The organism is Algoriphagus sp. CAU 1675 (assembly GCF_029222925.1).
In the GTDB taxonomy this organism is placed as follows: domain Bacteria; phylum Bacteroidota; class Bacteroidia; order Cytophagales; family Cyclobacteriaceae; genus Algoriphagus.
Genome location: NZ_JARHUI010000003.1, coordinates 436,379 through 458,972 on the forward strand (window position 1 = coordinate 436,379; position 22,594 = coordinate 458,972).

The window sequence follows — 22,594 nt, forward strand, 5'->3', positions numbered from 1 at the left end:
GATAGTTTTCAATCAAATTTAATCAAATGAAGAATTCAGAAATAAAGTTTCAAGTCTCTCTGGATGAGAATAATATTCCAAAAGCCATACAGTGGGATGCATCAGACAAAGAGGGAGAAGGATTGGAATCAACCAAAAGTATCAGTTTGAACGTTTGGGATAATCTCAACCACAGTACCCTCCGAATAGACCTTTGGACTGAAGAAATGTCTGTGGCTGAAATGAAGCGGTTTTACATTGATGTGATAGGCGGAATGGCTCAAACAATTTTGTCGAGCACCGGTGATGAATACATGTCTGAGGAGATGAAAGATTTATGTGACAGATTGGTTCGTCATGTGAATGAAGAAAACTCAAGACAATCCAAATAACTACCAACTAAAATAGACCTGAATCTTATCAGGTCTATTTTTTTTAACAAATGTCAAAATCCTTTATAATTTTTTAGATACTCAATAAAAGAAGGTTAGCGATTGAGATTCAGCAAGAAACAAATCGATTTGTTTTCAGTTTTTCATAAAGTAGTTGAAAGTTTAAAAATCCACCTTATTTATTACATCAAAAATAGTTTCCAATTTTTTTGCAAAATCATTGATTATTCAGTTTTTGCCATAAATTTCGGATCACCTATACATTTTCACCCAACTTTTGTATAAGTAAATCTAATAACTCCAAAATAGCTTATGAGTAAATTTACAAGAAAAATGTGGGGGATTGTCGCTGCACTAATCCTCCTAGCTCAAATGGTCGTGGGCCAAGGATTTGCCCAAACCACAATCTCGGGAACTGTTACAGATGCAGATACCCAAGAGACATTAATCGGGGTAAATATTATTGTCAAAGGAAAAGTAATCGGAACGATTACTGATTTGGATGGTAGATATACCCTAAATGTGAATCAAGCCCCTCCTTTTACCCTGGTATTTTCAATGGTGGGATATACCACCCAGGAAATTGAGGTGACCGGAGGCATGACTTCTCTTGATGTTTCACTTTCCGAATCCACTATGTTGGGCTCAGAAGTGGTAATTTCCGCATCGCGTGTAGAAGAAAGTGTGATGAAATCTCCAGTTTCCGTTGAAAAAATGGATATCATCGCCATCCGTGAAGCCCCACAAGCGAGCTTTTATGATGCGCTCAATAACCTAAAAGGTGTAGAAATGAGCACACAATCCTTGACATTTAAATCCTTTAACACTCGAGGATTTAATGCCAACGGAAACGTAAGAACCGTTCAAATGATTGACGGTATGGACAATCAAGCTCCAGGGTTGAACTTCTCTGTAGGAAACATAGTAGGGATTTCTGAACTGGATCTTGAAAGTGTAGAACTTCTACCAGGTGCATCCTCTGCCCTGTACGGTCCAAATGCCATCAACGGGATCTTGCTGATGAACTCCAAAAACCCTTTCCAGTATCAAGGGCTTTCTGCTTCAGTAAAGACAGGAATCATGAATGAGGAGAGCAGATCCACTCCATCAACAGGTTTCTATGATTTCAGTGCCAGATATGCCAAAGCATTCAATGACAAGCTTGCTTTCAAGGTCAATGTTCAATATTTAAGAGCAGACGACTGGCAGGCAAATGATTTCAGAGATCAGTCTTTATTGAATGGTTCTTCAATTGCTACAGGAACCCGTGAAAATAACCCAGGATACAATGGTGTAAACGTCTATGGTGACGAAACCAATGTAAACATGTTCTCCGTGGCGCAGTCAATGGTTTCAGCCGGTGCTCTACCTGCTGCAGCTTTGGGCTTGATTCCACAAACTTCAGTTTCTAGAACGGGTTACTTTGAGCGAGACTTGGCAGATTATGGAACCAAATCCTTAAAACTCAATGCTGCTTTGCACTGGAGATTGAATGACCGTGTAGAAGCAATTCTTCAAGGAAATTATGGCTTTGGTACTACTGTGTATACCGGAGCAGACCGTTATTCTATTGCCAATTTTAAATTGGGCCAATACAAGGCTGAATTGCGAGGTGCAAATTGGTTCCTTAGAGCATATACCACCCAGGAGCGTTCAGGTGATGCTTTTGCCGTGGGTATTGCCGCACAAGGAATCAATGAAGCTTGGAAGCCAAGCTCACTTTGGTTCCCTCAATACGTAGGGGCATATGCACAAGCTGTTCAAGGTGGAATGACTTCTGATCAAGCACACGCTGCTGCTAGAGCTTTTGCTGATCAGGGAAGATTCATGCCTGGAACTGCACAGTTTAACCAAGCACTTGCTGATGTAACCTCCAGACCAATCCCAGGAAATGCATCTGGTGTAGGAGCAAAATTTGTCGACAAATCCAACCTGTATCAAGTAGAAGGTTCTTACAACCTATCTGATGCTATCAAGTTTGCTGAATTCGTAGTTGGAGGTAATTACAGAGTGTATCAACTCAACTCAGAAAAAACGCTCTTCGCAACAGACGAAAACGGCAATGAATTTAACATCAAAGAATACGGAGGTTATGTTCAAGGCTCCAAAATGCTCTTCAATGACCATTTCAAACTGACAGCTTCAGTTCGATATGATAAGAATGAGAACTTTACTGGACAGTGGTCCCCAAGAGTTTCCGGAGTATATTCAGTAGGTAACCATAACTTCAGAGCTTCTTACCAGACTGGTTTCCGTATCCCAACTACCCAGGATCAATACATTGATTTATTGACTCCTCAGGCTAGATTGTTAGGTGGTCTTCCTATTTTCAGAAGCCGATATGGATTTAATACCAACCCAGTTTATTCCTTATCTACAGTTTCTGACTTTGGAGCTGGAGTTCTAGCTGATGTAAGTAACCCTGCTATTATTCAGGCTGCAATTAACCAAGCTACTCAAATTGTAATAGGACAAGTTCAGGCTGGTCAAATCCCTAATGATCCGGCAGCAATCCAAGCAGCTGTTGCGGCACTTGCTACTCAACTTGTACCTGTTGTAGCCTCTACCAACAATTTGGAAACATTAAAGCCATTTGAACTTTCCGAATTCAAGCCTGAAAGAGTAAAATCATTTGAAGTTGGTTATAAAGGCTTGTTTGGAAACCGATTGTTGATTGATTCCTATGCCTATTTCAACAGATTTGAAAACTTTATCGGCGGACAGGTTTTGATCCAAGATGGAAATCCAACTACTGGATCTCAAGGCCCCAATGCAATTACTGGTCTTAATCTAATTGGAGTAGGTCCAGGAGGAAGAACAATTTTCTCTATCCCAGTGAACAGAACTGAAATCATCAAGTCTTGGGGATGGGCTTTGGGTATGGACTACAAACTTCCAAAAGGTTATTCAATCGGAGGTAATGTGTCTTACAATACCCTTTCCAATCTGGATGAACTTGCAGAAACTGGATTCCAGCCAAGCTTTAATACTCCAGAATACAGGTATGTTTTGAATTTTGCCAATAGAGAGGTTTACAAAAACCTTGGTTTTGCAGTAGCATACAGATGGCAGGATGAGTTTGTATGGCAGTCCTCATTTGTAGGCCCTGCTGTATCTTCTCAGCAACTTTCTGTGATGCCAGCATTTGGCACCTTCGATGCCCAGTTAAGCTACAAGTTGAAGAGCATGAAATCTATCCTCAAAGTAGGTGCTTCCAATCTCTTCTCCAACGGTTATCGTCAGGCCTGGGGTAACCCAACTGTTGGAACCATGTACTTCGTCAGCCTTTCTTTTGATGAATTCCTGAATTAATCACAATCAACCACCAACCAAAAAGCCACCCTCAAAGGTGGCTTTTTCATTTTTATGGTTGACCAAGTTTTATTTGACCTCATGGAAATATTCCCGGTCAAATATCCGGGAGTAAATCACAGAGGGAATGCGGTCATGATAAGGCATTAAGTCCTGCAAGACTTTTTGTTGAGATTCATGTGCTTTCATGACTTGCAGTACCCGATTGAAATAAGGCTGAGTAATTATTGAAAAATCAGGTTTGGGCAAACCCTTTTCTGCCTCTTTCGGGTAATTCCTCTGAAAACCTGAAGATAATTTTAAAGCAACTTGAATTTGTTTGGGAGAAAGTGTGACCTGAAATAAGGACTGAGGCGAAAAGCCTGCTTTTCCTTTATTCTCCATAAAAACCTCTTCCAATGCCAACCCAGAAAGCCGATGATCTGGATGACCGTAAAGCCCTACCTTTGAATCATAAGAAATAAGAACATCCGGTTGAATCTGATGTATCTGCGAAAAAGCAATCCTTTTTATGCTATCCAAACCAATTTCGGCCAATCCGCTGTCTGGATAATCGAGCAAATGAAGTTGCTCAACTCTGATTATTCCTGCAGCCTGCTTCATCTCTTCAGCCCTAATTTTAGCCAATTCTTCTTTGGAATAGCCCTCCCCTGAGTTCCCTGCTTCACCTTTGGTAAGACAAAGAAGATGAACTTCATGCCCCTCATCCACTAGCTTCATCAAAGTCCCCGAAACAGTGACTTCATCATCTGGATGTGGAAAAAATGCCAGAATCCTTTTCTTATTTTCCCTTGAAATCAAATGTTCACGGGTTTCGATTTCTGAATCATGCAGTTGATTTCTACCAACTAAGATCAATAGGTATGAAAAAAACAGGAGCAGCACTAAGGCCACTCCTGCAATTTTTAAAAGTCTTGTGATCACTCTTCTCCAGTTAAACTACTTAGAAAACTAACCAGATCTCTCAACTCTCTTTTGGTCAATTGGTCTCCCATTGGAGGCATACTGGAAGGCGCTTTTTTAGAACTAACGATATCTGCAGTCGGATAGACTTTTTCCGCTTGACCTCCCACGCTGATGGTGATTCCATTTGAATTTTCCTCAATTAAAGTCCCTGTGATGGTTTCTCCATTCCCCAACTCCAGAGTAATAAACCCAAAGCCCGGTGCTAACCTTGCGCTTGGATCCACCAAGGCAATTAACAATTCCTCTCTACTTAGCCTATTCCCTACTCCATTCAATCTCGGACCGGCATTTCCGCCCATATCATCATAAGCATGACATCTGATACACTGAGCAGTTTGGTTTTGGAAGAAAATTGACCTTCCTTCCCTAACACTTCCTTCGGCCAAAGCACCAGCAAATTTCTTCCACTCGCTTCCATTGGTTTTATTCTCCAAAAGTGTGTTAAACTGGGATTGAAGTGCTTCTGAACCTGTAGAAGCGATGGCTTCTTCCAGTTCAACCCAAGTCGCTTCTGGAAGTTTTCCATTTTCAAAATCGGAAAGAATACTCTTCCAAACTTCCAATTCTTTACTTCCTTCTAGTCCTCCAAGTGTCAAAAGAGCTGTTTGCTTCTCAGCATTGGTTCTTTTTTGAATGATCTCGGTAAGAAGAGTAACTTTTTGATCCAGAGGTAAAGAAGTTTCTGCCAACAGAGACAATCCGGCAACTCGAACCGCTTGATTATTGTCATTCATGGCAGCCGAGATACCTTCTCCTAATTCTGGAGTATTCAGGCTATACAAAGAGCGTAAAGCCTGTACCTTGACCTGTTCCGATGGATCGCTTTTTACTTTTGCCAACAAGTCTGAAGCTGCATCTTTAATCCCAAGTTTACCAATAGCCTTTGCCGCTTCAACACGGACTGCTACATTTCCAAGATTCATCTGGGAAACCAATGGGGATTTACTTTTTTCCTGAATCAAAGGGGAATCTCTTACCACTTCTCCTCTGTATCTTCCATCTACTCTATCCACCACTGAGGGTCTAGCCCAGGTGCCTATACTTGCGATAGCCTCAAGTTTAAGAGGCTCAGGAGTTCCAGCTTTAGAAATATAGGAAAGCATATCATATAAATTTTTCTCCTCTCCCAGGCGCTGATTGGCACTGATCACTCTTCTCATCAAAGGTTCATTTGTAAAACCTGTACTATTGATCAGGTCTGCCAAAGCAGGTAATGCAGCCGGCACAGAAAAATCATCATGGATAGCTCTGGCAGCTTCTGTTACAATCAACTCGTCAGAGTCCTGAAGAAACTTCGCCAATTCAGGAGAGGACAATCTACGAAGTGCCAAAACAGCCCCCATTCTTACAGCTTTGGAAGGATGGGAAGAAAGAGCGGCAATTGCCTCGACATTTCCAATTCTAGCAAGAGCCAAACTTGCAGCATGTCTTAGGTATGCATCTTCATCGTTGTTCTGTTCAAGAAGTTGAATCAAGGGCTGTACGGCATCCGAATTCTCAGTACGGCCCAAAGCCTCTGCACTAAAGAATTGAACTCTTGGATTTGAATCTTGTAATCCTTTTATAAGTGCCTCCCCCGCATTTTTATACCGGATATCCCCCAACCACTTGGCTGCTTGGGCCTTGATTTCCGGATCTTCGTCAGAAAGAAGCCCGGTAATACTTTCAGCATAAACCATGTCATCCATCCTAGCCAATTGACTAAGACCAACGATTGCATGTATTCTGGCAAGTTGGTTAGTTCTGTCTGTGATAACTGCTTTGAAAACTTCAGCCCCCTTTTCTCCTCTTTTTGCAAGTTCAAATTGTGCCTTACGTCTTACTCTAAGGTCTTCATGATACAATTTTGATTTTAATTCATTTTCAGCGAGCTTTTTGTAATCTGCTTTTAGTTCGGCCTCAGTTTCCTTTTGAAGTTTCCATCCAGCGGCTGTTTCATCCTCCATTTTCCAGATTCTTCCATAATCCTTTGTTCCCCAACCACTGATCCAATCTGCCATATAAAGGGCTCCATCAGGACCAAAGTCCATTCCGGTAGGAAGAATACCTGAAACAATTTGTTCCGTTTTTTCCAATTCAAAAGTGGCTCCATTTGGTTTCAGGGTAAAAGCATGAACCCCAGATCGGGCTGGGCTACCCACAAATTCAACGACAAAGAAGTGATTCTTCCATTTTTCTCCCAGTCCTGCACCGGGATTATAAACCATACCGGTAGGGCCGGAAACATAATTAGCTATTGGAGGAGTGATGAATGCAGCTTGTTTATCCCATCTTGGTAAATACAGTTTTTCATCCATCCAAACCTTATAGGTATTGTTATCCGGGTCACGATATTTGCCAAACTGCCAGTTGATTCTCCAACCAGTATCTGAACCATTGGTAAGGTACACCAAACGCTCTTTTTCCCCGGCATGGTCTCCGTCATTGTCCACGGAGATTAAGTTATTGTAGGCATCAAAAACAAATTCATGGGTATTTCTAACCCCCATGGCAAAAATCTCAAAATCCGAACCATCAGGATTGGAACGCGCAATGACACCCCTGTTGGGATATTTCCATTCGGTACCATCTGGTCCTGTTCCATTAAATCCAATATCTCCTATACCCCAATAAATTCTTCCATCAGGACCCATTTCAAGGCCTGACATCCCGTGGGCACCAAAACCAATGTGGATTCCATACCCATGGGAAATGGAAGTCTTTTCATCCATGATTCCATCCCCATTTTTATCCATCAACCTCCAAACATCCGGCCCTACACCTACAAACAAACCATCATCAGTTTTCATCACGGCACCTGCGACATCGGTAACTTCATCATTGAAATCCTCAACCGCTAACTGGGACTCATCAGCAAACCCATCCCCATCTGTATCTCTTAATCTGTAGATATGTTCTTTCTCAACCGTCATATCTCTCCAGTCGTGAGACCCATCACCATTCAGGTCTTCAAGCCATGTGTTGAGTTCACTACGCTCAGGAGAAAGTTCCTCATGCAAAAACTTCCGCTTGTCTTCTATGGATTGTAAGGCTATGGATCGGATTTCCCAATCCTGATGCCCCCTGATATCAAATTCAGAGTTTTTTTGACGGTTGGTCCGGGAATAATATAAATCCCCTTGATCGGTGATTTGGATAGAAATTGGGTCGTATACCAAAGAATCTACAGCCCAAACAGAAAGCTTAAGTCCTTCTTTGAGAGTGGGAGAAACTTGGGATTGGATTTGACCCACTTGAGTCTGAATTTCTTCCTTGGTCAGAGTTTTGATCCGGAGATCAACAGGTTCCTTTTTACAGGAATAAAACAACATTCCTGCACCTAGTACAGAAAGTATGAATTTTAGTGGTTTAAATTGGGTTTGAGGCATTTGTAAAAGGTTTGATTTAAATAGCAAATTAGCTAAAAAGTTAAAAGATGTAATGCCATAATTGTATGAATGGTCCCTAAAACAAAAATCCCGATCAAAGACCGGGATTTTGTTCACTTTAACCACTAACAACCATAAAACAAAAATAAATTAAAATTAAGCAGTAAGGCTTAATCTCTGTAGTCCGTACGGGAATCGAACCCGTGTTTCATCCGTGAAAGGGATGCGTCCTAACCCCTAGACGAACGGACCATTTGGGGTTTAAAACAATAAATAGGATCATGTCAAAATCTAGGCATAGAGCCAAAATTCAAACATTTTGTAGTCCGTACGGGAATCGAACCCGTGTTTCATCCGTGAAAGGGATGCGTCCTAACCCCTAGACGAACGGACCATTAAAGTCTTTGAAAAACGTGCTTTTTCAAAAGGTTGTGCAAATATAGAGGCTTGAGTTTACAATAGCAAAATGGCCTCCAAAATTTATTTGGAAAGAGAGTTAAAAAGCTGATCCAAAGCAATAAATATTTTCTTCAGAGCTTTGATTTCCTTTTTTCTAATTTTAGGAAACGAAAAAAACACACCATGTCTGACAAAAAAACCATTCGGGTCGCCATCAACGGATTTGGCAGAATTGGACGATATACGGCAAAGTTGATCCTTGAGCATCGGGAATTGGAATTGGTAGCCATTAATGACCTAGCTGATAATGTTGCTATTGCTCATTTATTGAAATATGACTCCATACATGGCAAATTAGAGCAAAAGGTAGTTGTTGAAAATGATCTTTTGCTAATCGGTGATTCTAAAATCAAGCTCCTCAATTCACCCAACCCTGAGGAACTACCTTGGGATTCTCTTCAAATTGATGTAGTCCTAGAGTGTACCGGAAGATTTACTGACAGGTTAAATGCGGAAAAACACATAAAAGTCGGGGCCAAAAAAGTGATTATTTCAGCACCGTCCCAGGATCAAAGCATTAAAATGGTTGTTCTCGGAGTTAATGATTCCATACTAAAAGGAGACGAGCGAATCGTTTCCAATGCATCCTGCACCACCAATTGCTTGGCACCAATGGTCCAAGTTCTGGAGGAATGTTTTGGCATAGAAAAAGGCTATGCTTCCACTGTCCATTCCTATACCAATGATCAGAATCTTCATGATGCTCCCCATAGAGACCTGAGAAGGGCCCGTGCTGCTGCTTATTCCATTATCCCCACGACAACAAATGCAGGAAAAGCTTTGGACAGGATTTTACCGGAACTCAGTGGAAAAATAGAGGCCTCAGCCATGAGAGTTCCTGTGCCAGATGGATCCTTGACAGATTTGATTGTAGAACTTAAAAAATCCGCTAGTGCAGAAGAAATCAACGAAGCTTTTGAATCGTATTCAAAGGGAAAGCTTAGGGGATTTTTACAAGTAGAAAATGATCCTATCGTATCCATGGACATTATCGGCAATCCGCATTCCTGCATTATTGATGCTGCTTTGACCTCCAGTAAAGGGAATTTGGTAAAAGTTGTAGGTTGGTATGATAATGAAGCCGGATATTCCAACCGCTTAGTTGATTTGGTTTTAAAAATTGGATAATGCCCCCCTATTTCCATGTCCAAAAAAAGAAACCGGAAAGCCTTATGACTCTCCGGTTTCTTTTTTTCATGAATAAAACTGATCAACAGCATCCGCCACCATCATAGAAATAGGTGGAGTCTGAAATGTATATATCAGGATTATTTAGGGAAGCCAAAGCCCCTGCAGTTTTATCACATATAGCAAGAGGTTGGTTTTGCATCAACACATGTCCCTTATGATCGTCAAAATACTCTTCATTCCCATAATAAATGGCCACCTTTCCAGTGAAAACACATGGGCCGTCTTCTGGCATTGGATCTTTGATTGCGCACACTTCCACAGATTCCAGGATAATCTTTTCAGTCGTATCATATTGACCGGGAGCCAAAATCCTATACGGTCTTTTAGCCCGAATCTCAACCGTACCAAACCCTGCATCTGTGATCAATTGAATGTACTCTTTCAAAGGAAGTGAACCACTCAAACATAAAGCTCTGAGTTTGGGGTCATTTTTCAGGGATTCGGGCATGAAGTTTTCAGTAATCGGATCACTGAGAACCAACCTACCATGAGGTTTCAACACCCTGTACATCTCAGCAAGGGCCTTTTTTAGATCTTCTTTGGTGAAAATATTGAACAGGCAATTCTGTGCAGCTACATCTACGCTATTGTCATCCACGGGTAAATTGAGTGCATTCCCCTTTTTCAGACTTACAAAATCACGCTTAAACCATTGGTTCTCTTTTTCAGCAAGTTTTAGATTTTCATCACAAGCCGCCAGCATCTCATCTACTACATCCACTCCGATCACGCTGGCATTCTGTCTGGAGAAATAAGCAAACTGCAGGACTTCCATTCCGCCCCCTACTCCCACATAAAGGATCTTAGGGTTATTCACCAAGTCGCGGGGATGAACTGTACTTCCACAGCCATAGTTCATCTGCTGCATAATCTTGGGTATACTCAGCTCAGGAAGTTGCCAAATGGGCGATGTAGTACAGCACAAACCTACATCAGGGGTTTGGGCAGCCTTTGCATATACATCAATTGTAGTATCCAGGTAATTACTCATATTCAGTTAAATTTTTCTTTCACTTTTTCCCAATCTTCAGGTACATCCACGTCCATTAGAACGGGTAAAACCCCATATTTAATTTTCAAGCTTTTCAAGCGTTCAATGGTTTCTTGGTAAACCGAATCTGTACTCCAAGTCATATTTTCAAATATCCCAGGAACTGGTTTTCTTGAACCGACCAAATAATATCCCCCATCCTCTGCAGGTCCCAAAACCACTTCGTTTTCCTGAAGCAAATCCAAGCCTTGATTCAATACTTCTGAGGACATTTCCGCACAATCCGTCCCAATTAAAAGAACTCTGGAAAATCCCTCTCCGATAATATCTGAAAGCGCCTGATCCATTTTAGCCCCTAAATCTCCAGAGGATTGAACCCTAAAATGAAATCCGTTTAATTGCCTGCTTTCTTCCGGAATAAAGTCAGAATAATAGAGGAATTTTTCAGCAATTACTCCATGGCAGGCCTTAAGGGTCCGCTCTACAAGTTTTTCATAAATCTCTAAAGCTTTATCCTCACCCAATACAGAGGCTAACCTGGTCTTTACTTGGCCTGGAATCCGGTTTTTCCTGAAAATAATGATAGCAGCTTGGTCCATCAAGCGGTAGCTCCTCCGCAACTCGAACCAGCACCAGCAGTGCAACCATAGCAATGATTTCCCAAAACAATATTCCTTTGGGCCAAAGCCTTTCCATTCCAGTCTTTGACATGGACACTATTTACACTATCCACTTTCAAGTCAAGCATCTGATTGAAATCACAATCATACAAATAGCCATCCCAACCTACAGAAATCGTGTCACGACACATCACTCCCATCGCTGCCGATGGATTAAAACTGTCCACTAGTTTCTCCATATAGGCATCAAAATTCTCACTTCTTATCAAATACTCGAGAAAACGACTTATAGGAAGATTGGTAATTGTAAATAAGGAATTGAAAACAATCCCACATCTGTCCCGCAATTTCTTCTTAAACTCTACTTCAAGTTCACCTTGAGAAGCGGGTAGAAATGCTCCTGAAGGGTTATAAACCAAATTGAGGATCAAACCCGATGAAGCATCCCCATATCCGACCTCATTGAGCATTTTCAAAGCCTTTATAGACTTTTCAAACACCCCTTCTCCCCTTTGGGAATCGGTCTTCATGGCCGTGAAATATGGAAGGGAAGAAACAACCTCTACCTTATTGTTTTTGAAAAAATCAGGAAGATCATGGAATTTGGGATTTGCCAATATGATCGTCAGGTTGCATCTGACTATTATGGTACAATTGGGGTCAATTTTGCGAACTGACTCTACAAACCATCGAAAATTGGGATTCATTTCAGGCGCTCCACCTGTCAAATCCACAGTATGGAAGGAATTCTGCCGAATAATATCCAGACAATACTCCAAGGTTTCCCGGGTCATGATTTCCTTCCTGTCAGGTCCGGCATCTACATGGCAATGCTTGCAAACCTGATTACACATTTTACCCATATTGATCTGAAATATTTTCAAATCCACGGGCTTCAGAGGAAATAAACCTATCTGGTCCATTTTCTCCCGAAAAGAGGTTAATTCTATACCATTGAGAATTTCCAGTTCATAGGAAGATTCTGCAATTGGATTATGTTGTGCTTTAAGGGACTTCATTACATTGAAATTTCCTTAATCTTATTCATCATCTGTGTGGCATGCACCAAAGAAGCTCCTCCTCGTATTGCAGATGCGACATGGACTGCTTCCATCATTTGCTCCTCGTCACAGCCTTTTTCCAAGCTTTCCGTGGTATATGCATCTATACAATAGGGACATTGAAGTGCGTGGGCCACAGCCAAAGCAATGAGGGATTTTTCCCTAGCCGTCAACGCTCCCTCCTTGAAGACCTCTCCATAGTAATCAAAAAACTTATCAGCCAATGGTTTTTGGAGATCTCCGATTTTACCAAATTTCTTTAAATCCTCAGCGTTGTAGTAGGTTTTCATGGGTGGTTGATTTATGTTTTAGATGAATTGTTCAGATTTAGATAATGCAGTATTAAATGTTCAAGTTCAGAATGGTTCAAGATAAAGGTGATTTTTTTGAACTTTTTACATAATCGGTCTGCACATCGAAAAACAGTCGGAAGATATTAAATAAAGAGGCTGAAAAACAGGATCAGAGTCCAATTCCATTCCTCAGAATAAGATTTTGCAAATAGCTTCCCAACAAAAAAGGGCCTTCTCGCGAAAGCCCCAAACATTGTCAAGGACAAAATGCTATTTCATTTGATTTACCAAACTGACCACCTGTTGGATGGTTTCTTTGATTTTTCCAAACTCCCCTTTTGCTACCAAATCTTTTCTAAAAAGTTGGGAACCCATCCCTACACATAAAACCCCCGCATCAAACCATTCCTTTAGATTTTCGGCATTGGGTTCTACACCTCCTGTGGGGATGATCTCTACTTTGGGCAAAACTGCGTGAACAGCCGGTACGAATTCAGGAGTCAAAACATTAGCAGGGTATATCTTCACTAATTCAGCTCCCAATTCCTGGGCTTGCCAAATTTCACTGATCGTACCACAGCCCGGAACCCAGGGAATATCCATTTTACTACAATATTCTCCTAAGGCAGGATTCATTACCGGCGCTACAATAAATTCAGCGCCCATGTCTAAAAACTGTTCAGCTTCGTATGGTTTGTAAATAGTCCCCACTCCAAGGAAAAGACCCGGCATTTGATCGGCTGCTTTTCGAAGAACAGGGAATATATCCGGCGCTTCCACTCCTCTATTGACCAATTCAATTACCCGTATTCCTCCCTCATAAGCCACTTCGAGTAACTTTAAACAGGTTTTTTCGTCCGGATTGAAAAAAATAGGCATGATCCCAGCCTGATGCATTCTCTGTATAAATGGACTTTCTGTATTTCTCATATTCAACGCTTGATTTTACCGGAAAGGCCGGCAATTAATTCTTCAATTTCTGTTTTGGAACAATTTAAAATATCGCCAGGCACCGAATGTTTGATGGCCCCTGCAGCCACTGCAAACTCAATGGCTTCTTGAGGGTCATGCCTTTCTAATAAACCATCAATCAAACCCGCTCCAAATGCATCCCCGGTTCCAACACGGTCCACAATATGGGTCAATTCATAGGATTTGGAATAATAGGATTTATCCTTCGAATAAAGGGCACCGGAAATTGTATTATGTGAGGAACTATGGGAAATCCTTTCTGTTTTACTTATGAATTCAAGCTGTTTGAACCTACTGAATGCAAAGTCTTTCACCGCCTCAAAATCCTCCATTCTCTGATTTAAGCATTGGTTAAAATCCCGGATCCCTGCAATCATCACATGGGTCAATTCCATTAGCTTCGGCATAATTTCATAGGGAGCTTTTCCATATTTCCAAAGATTACTTCGATAATTCAAGTCCCCACTTACTTTCAGTCCTTTTTCGTTGGCCTTTTGAAGAGCCTTCAGAGTGAGATCTGCTGATTCCTGGGACAATGCAGGAGTAATTCCGGACCAGTGAATCCAATCCGATCCTTCCAATATTGTATCCCAATCAAGATTTTTTCCATCAAATCTGGAAAAAGAAGAATCTGCACGATCATAGATGACTTGGGAACTCCTTTGCATGGCACCATTCTCCAGAAAATAAATCCCCATCCTTCCTTCCGAAAACTGGACAAAAGAAGTGTCAATTCCATTTGACCGTAAGGCCGACTTGGCGGCCCATCCTATTTCATGATCAGGAAAAGAAGTGATATGGATTGCATGATGCCCCCAAAAAGCCAAAGCTGCTCCTACATTGGCTTCAGAACCGCCGAATTCTACTTCCAAGACCTGACTCTGTACAAATCGCTGATGCCCTGGAGGAGAAAGCCGAAGCATCACTTCCCCTAGTGTGATAATTTTTTTCATCTATCTCTAAAATTTCTATACTTTCAACTGCCGAGAACCGAAGATAATCAATTCAAAATATGATCAATAAATCTCTATGCCTTGACCCAGCTGATAATGTAGGCGTAGCCCTTACGGATTTGGAGCAAGGAGAAACCCTCAATCTTCAAGGGAAAACCATCACTCTTAGAGAACCCGTTTCAGCCAAGCATAAATTTGCCCTTCAAGATTTCAATCCGGAGGACTCCATTTTAATGTATGGAACCATCGTAGGGGAAGCAACCCGGTTTATTGCTCAGGGAGAAGCGATTACCTTATCCAATATCCGACACAAAACCAGGGATTATATCCGGAACACCAGAAAATACCATTGGACTCCACCCAATGTAAGCAAGTGGAAAACCCGAACTTTTATGGGTTACAAAAGACAGGATGGCCAAGTTGGAACAGCCAACTACTGGTTGGTTTTACCTTTGGTTTTTTGTGAAAATACTAACGTTTTACTTCTACAGGAAGCCTTCGAAAAGGCTTTAGGGTTTTCCTCTCCCAATCCCTATGAAGCCCAAATTTTGGAATTGGTTGCGTCTTTTCAGCAATCCAAAAGAAAAGAAATCACGGAATCGGTTTCGGATTCTCAGAAAAAGGACAAAAAGATTTTTGAAAACTTAGACGGAATCCGATTCCTAACCCATCAAGGAGGCTGCGGAGGAACCCGACAAGATGCAGAATCACTTTGCGCACTTTTGGCCGGATACATTCACCATCCAAATGTTGCCGGGGCCACAGTTTTGAGTTTGGGTTGCCAAAATGCCCAAGTGGATATTTTGAAAGAAAAGTTAAATCTACTTGAAGTAAATAATAATAAACCACTGATAATCTGTGAACAACAACAGGAAGGAACTACAGATCAATTGATCCAAAAGGCAATCAGGGAGACTTTTGAAGGACTGGTTGAGGCAAATAAAATCAAGCGTGAACCAGCCCCTTTGAGCAAGCTGGTTATTGGTTTGGAATGTGGGGGCTCTGATGGATTTTCAGGGATTTCAGCTAACCCTACCTTGGGAAGAGTCTCCGATTTGGTAGTTGCCTCAGGAGGTTCAGCTATTCTTTCTGAGTTTCCCGAACTTTGCGGTGCCGAACAAAATCTGATTGACCGATGTGAAACAGAAGAGTCTGCCACCAAATTTATTCATCTCATGGAAGCTTATTCAAAAGCAGCAGAGCAAGTAGGAAGCGGATTTGATATGAATCCAAGTCCTGGAAACATCAAAGACGGTTTGCTGACGGATGCCATAAAATCCTGTGGGGCTGCCAAAAAGGGAGGAACCGCCCCTGTCTCGGATGTTTTGGATTATACTGAATATTTGAAAACTCCGGGTTTGAACTTGCTGTGTACACCTGGAAATGATGTAGAAAGCACAACTGGTTTGGCAGGAAGCGGTGCCAATATCATCCTTTTCACAACTGGTTTGGGCACCCCTACCGGAAATCCTATCAGCCCAGTAATAAAAGTATCCACCAACACCAAACTGGCTCAAAGAATGCCGGACATCATTGACTTCAATACCGGAGGAATCATAAGCGGTGATGAAACAATTGAAAGCTCCGGAGAAAAATTGCTCGAACTGGTCATACAGGTAGCAAGTGGAGAGGTTCAGGCCAAAGCAGACAAAAACCGAAACTTTGACTTTATTCCTTGGAAACGGGGTGTTTCACTATAAAATGAAAAGGACCACAATATTGTGGTCCTTTTCATTTTAAGCTCTCTCTAATATTATTCGAATATAATCTCAGCGATAACTTTAGATTGCCCCTCTCCTGTATTTGGATTAAAAAAACCTGTTACTTTTCCGGTACCTGTAACTCCTTCAAATTTCCCTCTTCCATCTACTATGGTTAAATCAGCTTCAAATTCAATCCTATCATTCGAAACGAGTTTTCCTTCATTTAATCCACTTTCAAAAAACAAGGCATGTCCCCCATTGGAAACGGTTACAGAGCTTACATTATCTGGAATATCGGTAATCCCTAATGCTGCAAGATCATCTTCAAAGAACATGGTTACAGGTGCACCTTCCGACATTAAAGGGGTAATAGGCTTTTGGTTTATGAACGAGTAGGATTTCCCTAAATATTTCCCCAAACCTACGCCTGATCCAGGGAGATAATCATACAATGGTGGTTCACCACTTGGCATTATCTGATTCTTAAAAACCTCTATATAGGTATAAGGGGTGTCACTTTTTCTCAAATTTTCCTCTCCAGAAGGATCGGTTACCAGAAGCTCTGCCTCAAGAGGTTTTACTTCTACCAATGGCTCTTCACCGTCCGAAATACAAGAGGTGAAAATTGTGACTGCTGAGGCTATTGCTAATAAGCCCTTTTGGAACATGTAATGCTTTTTCATTTGAACATTTTTAAGGTCGATAGAATAAATTGGTTAACTCTTAATCAAAATAATTCAGAACTGTATTTTGATTCCAAAAACCTCAAAACACAGATTAATGCATTACATACCAATAAAAATGCCAAAAATGTCAAATTTCGATTAAAATAAATTTTGCAGTGGACCCTTTGGACCGAATTGCCTTTGCTTCTTGGTATTCCTTGGAATTATACCAATCAATTGCACTTTTCTTATCCGGGAATTCCAACATCACCAAACGGTCATGCTTCCACTCCCCCTCGAGTACTTCTACAGGGTTTCCCCGGATTACAAATTTGCCCCCATATGCCTCTACAGTGGCAGGAGTTAATTTTTTGTACGCATCATAAATTTCTGGATTGTGGATGTCTGCTTCCACCAAGACTATTGCTGCCATTTAGAATTTTGTTTTCTGTTTAAAGTAAAATTAAAGAAAGAATCCGGGACTCCTTCAAAATCCCAGACCTGCGGCAAATCTAGCTTTACCAAAAGCTAATTTCTGTTTTGCAAGAAGTTCATTTAAGGTAATTCTCGAATCCAAAACAGAAACTTCACGGGCATTGACCAAAAACAAACTGCTTTCCCCGATTTCAAACTTCCTTAGCTCTCCATCCAAAAGACGATCAAGATTATCTACATTTCTTTTGAAAACATTCACTTGCTTAGAAAGTACTTCCCAGCTGTTCAACTCACTTTCCAATTTAGTTCTCAACTGGAGTTCCTTGAGATCTCTTGAATTTTGCTTGAAGTCAATTTTAGCATTTGCCAGGGCTACAGAACCTCTCGCCTTTCTCCAAAGTAAAGGCGTGTAGGCTGATATTCCCCATTTGTAATTGTTTTCAAAAAATGGAGCCGAACCAAAACCTCCCAGATCTTCAACAAGAAAATTATATTTCAATTTGACCACGGGAAGCAAGGATTGTGCTTTCAGTTTCTTTTCTATTCCTAATCCCGCCAATTCATAATCCGCAATGATCAATTCAGGATGATTTCCTACGGAAGTCCTCAGCGCCTCGAAATCCAAGGAAGATGCACCTATTTCCCCCAAAACCTGAGGGAGGATTTCTTGATCCAAAACCATAGGTTCACCACCTTCATTCCACAAATAGGAATTCAACTCTTGAGTTGCTTTGAAATAGGCGTTTTCAGCACTTTGTAATTTGTATTGACGATTCAACAATTGTGAAAAAGCCTCAACAGTATCAATTGCCGCCAAATCACCCTGAAAGAAAGACTGTCTAACTCCCTCATACCGATTTAGAGTTAATTTATACCCTTCCTGAAGAACCAGCAAATTGGAAAAAGCAAGGGACCAATTCCAATATGCCTCATATCCCTTTAGATAAAGCTCATTTAAAAGTTTGACTCTCTCCGATTCCGTCGATTGTTGGTACAGCTGTGCCTGTCTCAAAGCCGCTCTTCTTTCATCCAAAATCAACCCTTGACCCAGGTTTAAAGAAGCTCCTGCAGCAAGGAGCCCACCAGAAGGGACAGAATTTTCAGGATTCAGGAATTGTCCTGAATTTTGTTCAAAAGCACCGTTGAGTTCAATCCCGGCAACGGTTGGGATCTTTAATCCTGCCTCCCGCTTATCGTAATAGGTCTTTTCACTAAAATCTTTCTGGTCAATAGTTCCATACAAAAGAGGATCAAAACCTCCCCTGGCCTTCCGAACTTCCATTTCCCCCATTCCAAGGTAAATTTCCGCTTGAGAAGCCATGGGATGAAAACTCTCAACCCATTTCATAAATACCTCAAATCTTAAAGTATCTAATTCCTGGGCATGGGAATTATAACCCAAAAAGAGCAAATAAAAACCAAGCAATACCTTTCTCATTTCTTCTCCTTAGCAATGCTCTCTTTTTCTTCCTGGGTATAGTAATCAGCAGGGAATCCATTCAGCTGACGCCAAATCTCATACCAGACAGGTACATCATTGAGCAAGGCTATTCCATCTGCTCCTGAACCTATCCTCAATAAATCCGGCCAAGCTTCTTCTTCAGGATCTTCTATTACCAATACCCGATATTGGTTGTTTGGCCCAGCAAACTGGTCCACTGCTACTACAATCCCACCAAAAGTACCATTGGAGATTTGAGGCCAACCTGAAAACACAATTGCAGGCCAACCATCGAAAATGAAGCGGACTTTGTTGCCTACGTTGATAAGTGGCAAATCCACAGGTTCCACATACATCTCCACTGCCAATTCGGCATTGGCTGGTACAATATTCAAAATCGGATCCCCTTCTTTTATAGTCTCTCCGATACCTACTTGCAAGGCCTTGGCGAGATATCCGTTTTGAGGAGCAAGAATATATCGGAATCCAGTTCGTGCCTCATAATTGGAATATTGGTTTTCCAGTTTAGTTGCGCTTGCTTCCGCATCAAACTGAGCAGACATGGCAGTATACATATCTGATTCTGCTTTGGCCAACTTGTCCTTGAAATCATTATCAATGGCATCTAGGTCAATCTGGGCAGCTATCAAGGAATTCTGACTGCTCAAGAGATTGTTTTCTGCAGCCACAAGACTAGCCTGCACTTCCTGAAACTTCAATCTTCTGGTCTCCAAATCCGTCAAGGAGCGAAGACCTTCTTCATAAAGTTTTTCCCAACGATCAAGCTGTTGTTTACCAATATCGAAATTGACCTGAGCCTGTTGGAATCGAATGCTATCGGACTCAACCTTCAATTCCGCCATTCTCAAACGGTTTTCTGCTTGCTTGATCCGCAAGACATTATTCCGCTTCAAGGCCTCGATTTGGTCCTTTAGTGCATCGACCTTTTCCTTATAGGATTGGGCTGAAAGATTCTTCGCATCTACTTGTAGTTGAGTCCTGGGTAATAAAAGAGAATCAAAATACTCATCCTTGATTTCTGAAATCCTCAGGATTGTATCACCCTTGGAAACGTACGCTCCTTCCTGAACATACCATTTTTCTATCCTTCCTGCGATTACAGAATGAATGGTCTGAGGTCTTTGCTCAGGATTCAGGGCTGTCACGTAGCCTTTGGACCGTATATTTTGAGTCCAAGGCACAAACAGAAGCAGGAAAAATATCAGGAGCAAGCCAGTTAAAATTTTCATCCTTTTCTGACTCTCCTTGACAGGTAAAGTCATTACCAAACTTTTGGCCCCACTAAAAGGAATCGTTTCTTTGATCTTAGAGTTAGATATATTTAGCATAGCTGATTTCTAGTTTTTCAAATATTCCTTGTAGCTTTTATAGTCACCTTGAAACAATACTCTTCCTCTATCCATCAATATAATTTCATCAGCTTTTTGGATGGCACTTTCATTTTGAGTGATCAAAACCAAGGTCCAGTCTCCTTTCATCAAATAATCAATTATCCGATCGGCTACTTCCTTATCGATATGTAAAATGGCATTTTCCATAATCATGGCTTTTGGTTTTCCAACAAAAGCCCTGGCCAATAAAATACTCTGGATCAGTTTTTTAGACAAGCCCTTTCCTTCTGGCTGGAGTATGGTTCCTAAATCGTGAGGAAGCTTGTAGATATAATCTTTCAATTCGGTAAGCTCCAAAATAAAATCAAGCTGCTCCTGATTATAGTCTCTGCCGACCAAAATATTGTCGCGAATGGATCCGTGAAATATCTGTCCCATCTCCAAGCAATCTCCGATCAAACTGCGATATTTCTCCAGGTGAATCATATCAATGGAAAGATCATTGACCTTGATTTTCCCGGTAAAATCCTCATATAATCCTGACAAAAGTGAAAGTAATGTACTTTTCCCACTTCCACTTTTTCCCGTTAATACCACCTTTTTTCCGGGCTCTACTACTAAAGAAACACCTTTTAAAAGGGGCTCGTCTGCATCTACAGGCTGAAACACCACATTTTCCAATTCAAACTTCAACCCCTGTGGAATGGGTCGAATTGTTTTTTCATGACCCTCGGAATTTTCCATTTCTAGATCCATAACCTGTCCGAGTTTTTCAACCGAAACCAGAGTGTCATAAACCGTTTCCAGTGATAAAATCAACTTTTCAACAGAATTAACCACTAATACGATGATCACTTCAGCTGCTACAAATTGTCCAATACTGATCTGGTCGTTGATCAAAAGAAGACTGCCCGCTACCAACAACCCGGTTACGATCAGAATCTTAAACACAATCATGACCTTGTACTGGAATATCAAAACGGCGAAATGCTTGGAGCGAAAATCCACGTAATGCTGCAACAGTTTATCTATTCGAAGAATCGGAAGTCGACTACTTCCTACCAGCTTGAAAGAATTCAAAGTACGGCCGATTTCTTCCAGCCAATACACGGTTTCATATTTATAAGTCGACTCCTTAAGTGCTGTTTCCATGCCTCTAGGCCCACTCAAAAAGAAGATCAAACCCAAAATTGACACCAAAGTCACTCCAAAAAGAATGAAGATGGGATGGTAAACGGAAAGCAAAAGCAAACCAAAAATCACCTGCAAAAGAGCTGTGGAAAAATCAATCAGGATCTTTGAAAGCCCTTTCTGCAAATTAATGGTATCAAAAAACCGATTGACAATTTCGGGCCCATACTTTCCATGAAGGATCTCCGCTTTCACTTTAGGAAGTCTGTATGCAAGGGAAAGACCCGCTTTGGTAAAAATCCGCTGTTGGAATTTTTCCATAATCTGAAGTTGGGAAACCTGCAAAAATCCTCCAAAGGCCACACCAGCTGCCACTATCAGTACCAATAATACCCAGGAAGTAGACACTCTGCCACCTAAGATGAAATTCAGAATGGCCTGTATTCCCAATGGCAAAGAAAGTGTGATCAGACCATTTAATATGGCATAAAAGTAGATTGCATAAACCTGATTTTTCTCCTCCCTCAAAAGCCTGAACACACGCTTTATTGGGGTTATTCCAGTAACGTTACTCATTTGTAATAGCCTTAATTACTAATTGATGGAAAAATTGAAATTTGGTTTCATTACTGATTCCAGTTTCTGTCATCCCGGGAAGATGCAGGGCATTGAATGACTGCAGAAGACTGGATTCTAGAACAGTGAAAACCAAGGTTTTGGGAAATGGGTAACTCGGATTCATTTCCTCAATAATAGTTGTAACTCTCTCGCCGAACTTCAAAATTTGGGCAAAAATCCCGGTTTTATTCTCCTCATCTACCTGCTTGGTCAAATACCCTTTTAGGGATTCATTGATGATTACTTCATGAAGAACCAAAGGATCCAAATAATCATTTTTGGTAAATAAAGGCCCCTCTGTCAAGAGTCTCAAAGCGACGGCAAGTCGGTCTTCAGCTGCCTTTAAATTGGCGGTGGCAAAAACCAGATTATGCTCCATCCAGCCCCAATACCAAGCCGACAAATAGAGCAAAAATTTATGCTTGTTGTCAAAATAGCGATAAATCGCTGGTTCGGTGCTTCCTATCTTTTGGGAAAGTTTCTTAAATGTAAAATTCTCCAATCCCAATTCCAGCAACAATGCCAAACCTTCCTGGACAATAGAAACTCCCAATTCTGAGCTAAAGGGCTCTTTGTGGTAAAGCTTTGAATTGACCTCTACCTTGATTTTTCTTACAATAGCCTCCATTTTTTCTGAGATTTCAGGATGGTAACGGAGCTAGTTTACAAAAGGTTTAGATTTACTTTAAATT

18 protein-coding genes and 2 tRNA genes are annotated in these 22,594 nt (G+C 41.2%); 4 read left to right on the top strand and 16 right to left on the bottom strand.

The window, feature by feature from the left end:
* Positions 1 to 26: 26 nt before the first annotated feature.
* Together gldC and P2G54_RS09060 are read left to right on the top strand one after the other, a co-directional pair.
* On the top strand, positions 27 to 371 hold the full coding sequence (gene gldC / locus P2G54_RS09055; RefSeq protein WP_275870321.1) for a gliding motility protein GldC: 345 nt from the start codon (positions 27 to 29) through the stop codon (positions 369 to 371).
* Positions 372 to 683: 312 nt separating this feature from the next.
* Complete coding sequence (locus tag P2G54_RS09060; RefSeq protein WP_275870323.1) at positions 684 to 3,683, top strand: carboxypeptidase-like regulatory domain-containing protein; 3,000 nt, start codon at positions 684 to 686, stop codon at positions 3,681 to 3,683.
* 69 nt (positions 3,684 to 3,752) lie between these two features.
* Here the strand turns inward: P2G54_RS09060 and P2G54_RS09065 are convergent, their stop codons facing one another.
* From P2G54_RS09065 to P2G54_RS09080, 4 genes are all read right to left on the bottom strand, one after another.
* Positions 3,753 to 4,607: a PIG-L family deacetylase gene (locus P2G54_RS09065; RefSeq protein ID WP_275870325.1), complete on the bottom strand. Its 855-nt coding sequence runs from the start codon at positions 4,605 to 4,607 to the stop codon at positions 3,753 to 3,755.
* Positions 4,604 to 8,017, bottom strand: coding sequence for a HEAT repeat domain-containing protein (locus P2G54_RS09070; protein WP_275870327.1), 3,414 nt, complete (start codon positions 8,015 to 8,017; stop codon positions 4,604 to 4,606). The genes P2G54_RS09065 and P2G54_RS09070 overlap by 4 nt, the downstream gene beginning before the upstream one ends.
* A gap of 180 nt (positions 8,018 to 8,197) precedes the next feature.
* Positions 8,198 to 8,269 (bottom strand) — tRNA-Glu (locus tag P2G54_RS09075).
* A gap of 70 nt (positions 8,270 to 8,339) precedes the next feature.
* Positions 8,340 to 8,411, bottom strand: a tRNA-Glu gene (locus P2G54_RS09080).
* A 188-nt stretch (positions 8,412 to 8,599) separates the two neighbouring features.
* Between P2G54_RS09080 and gap the strand changes: the two genes are divergently transcribed.
* A complete protein-coding gene (gene gap / locus P2G54_RS09085; protein WP_275870329.1) occupies positions 8,600 to 9,604 on the top strand; it encodes a type I glyceraldehyde-3-phosphate dehydrogenase in 1,005 nt (334 codons plus the stop codon).
* Between the two features lie 82 nt (positions 9,605 to 9,686).
* Here the strand turns inward: gap and arsM are convergent, their stop codons facing one another.
* The 6 genes from arsM to P2G54_RS09115 form a co-directional block, all read right to left on the bottom strand.
* Positions 9,687 to 10,658: an arsenosugar biosynthesis arsenite methyltransferase ArsM gene (gene arsM / locus P2G54_RS09090; RefSeq protein WP_275870331.1), complete on the bottom strand. Its 972-nt coding sequence runs from the start codon at positions 10,656 to 10,658 to the stop codon at positions 9,687 to 9,689.
* A 2-nt stretch (positions 10,659 to 10,660) separates the two neighbouring features.
* On the bottom strand, positions 10,661 to 11,257 hold the full coding sequence (locus tag P2G54_RS09095; protein WP_275870333.1) for a TIGR04282 family arsenosugar biosynthesis glycosyltransferase: 597 nt from the start codon (positions 11,255 to 11,257) through the stop codon (positions 10,661 to 10,663).
* Positions 11,257 to 12,297 carry an arsenosugar biosynthesis radical SAM (seleno)protein ArsS gene (gene arsS, locus P2G54_RS09100; protein ID WP_275870335.1) on the bottom strand — a complete coding sequence of 347 codons (1,041 nt, stop codon included), beginning with the start codon at positions 12,295 to 12,297 and terminating at the stop codon, positions 11,257 to 11,259. Before arsS ends, P2G54_RS09095 begins: the two co-directional genes overlap by 1 nt.
* Positions 12,297 to 12,629, bottom strand: coding sequence for an arsenosugar biosynthesis-associated peroxidase-like protein (locus P2G54_RS09105; RefSeq protein WP_275870337.1), 333 nt, complete (start codon positions 12,627 to 12,629; stop codon positions 12,297 to 12,299). The genes arsS and P2G54_RS09105 overlap by 1 nt, the downstream gene beginning before the upstream one ends.
* Positions 12,630 to 12,902: 273 nt before the next feature.
* Entirely contained in the window at positions 12,903 to 13,562 is a 660-nt protein-coding gene (locus P2G54_RS09110; RefSeq protein ID WP_275870339.1) for a bifunctional 4-hydroxy-2-oxoglutarate aldolase/2-dehydro-3-deoxy-phosphogluconate aldolase, read from the bottom strand.
* A gap of 2 nt (positions 13,563 to 13,564) precedes the next feature.
* On the bottom strand, positions 13,565 to 14,557 hold the full coding sequence (locus P2G54_RS09115) for a sugar kinase (RefSeq protein WP_275870341.1): 993 nt from the start codon (positions 14,555 to 14,557) through the stop codon (positions 13,565 to 13,567).
* 59 nt (positions 14,558 to 14,616) lie between these two features.
* On the opposite strand from P2G54_RS09115, the gene P2G54_RS09120 reads away from it, so the two are divergent.
* Positions 14,617 to 16,257, top strand: a complete 1,641-nt coding sequence (locus tag P2G54_RS09120; protein ID WP_275870343.1) for an altronate dehydratase family protein — start codon at positions 14,617 to 14,619, stop codon at positions 16,255 to 16,257.
* A 53-nt stretch (positions 16,258 to 16,310) separates the two neighbouring features.
* Here P2G54_RS09120 and P2G54_RS09125 read toward each other — a convergent pair whose 3' ends face one another.
* The 6 genes from P2G54_RS09125 to P2G54_RS09150 all read right to left on the bottom strand — a co-directional run bounded on the left by P2G54_RS09125 (position 16,311) and on the right by P2G54_RS09150 (position 22,530).
* A complete protein-coding gene (locus P2G54_RS09125; RefSeq protein WP_275870345.1) occupies positions 16,311 to 16,943 on the bottom strand; it encodes a hypothetical protein in 633 nt (210 codons plus the stop codon).
* 130 nt (positions 16,944 to 17,073) lie between these two features.
* Complete coding sequence (locus tag P2G54_RS09130; RefSeq protein ID WP_275870347.1) at positions 17,074 to 17,358, bottom strand: DUF1330 domain-containing protein; 285 nt, start codon at positions 17,356 to 17,358, stop codon at positions 17,074 to 17,076.
* A gap of 54 nt (positions 17,359 to 17,412) precedes the next feature.
* Positions 17,413 to 18,798 carry a TolC family protein gene (locus tag P2G54_RS09135; RefSeq protein ID WP_275870349.1) on the bottom strand — a complete coding sequence of 462 codons (1,386 nt, stop codon included), beginning with the start codon at positions 18,796 to 18,798 and terminating at the stop codon, positions 17,413 to 17,415.
* Positions 18,795 to 20,150, bottom strand: a complete 1,356-nt coding sequence (locus P2G54_RS09140) for an HlyD family efflux transporter periplasmic adaptor subunit (RefSeq protein ID WP_275870351.1) — start codon at positions 20,148 to 20,150, stop codon at positions 18,795 to 18,797. The genes P2G54_RS09135 and P2G54_RS09140 overlap by 4 nt, the downstream gene beginning before the upstream one ends.
* A 9-nt stretch (positions 20,151 to 20,159) precedes the next feature.
* A complete protein-coding gene (locus tag P2G54_RS09145; protein WP_275870353.1) occupies positions 20,160 to 21,860 on the bottom strand; it encodes an ATP-binding cassette domain-containing protein in 1,701 nt (566 codons plus the stop codon).
* Positions 21,853 to 22,530: a TetR/AcrR family transcriptional regulator gene (locus P2G54_RS09150; protein ID WP_275870355.1), complete on the bottom strand. Its 678-nt coding sequence runs from the start codon at positions 22,528 to 22,530 to the stop codon at positions 21,853 to 21,855. Before P2G54_RS09150 ends, P2G54_RS09145 begins: the two co-directional genes overlap by 8 nt.
* Positions 22,531 to 22,594: the final 64 nt, after the last annotated feature.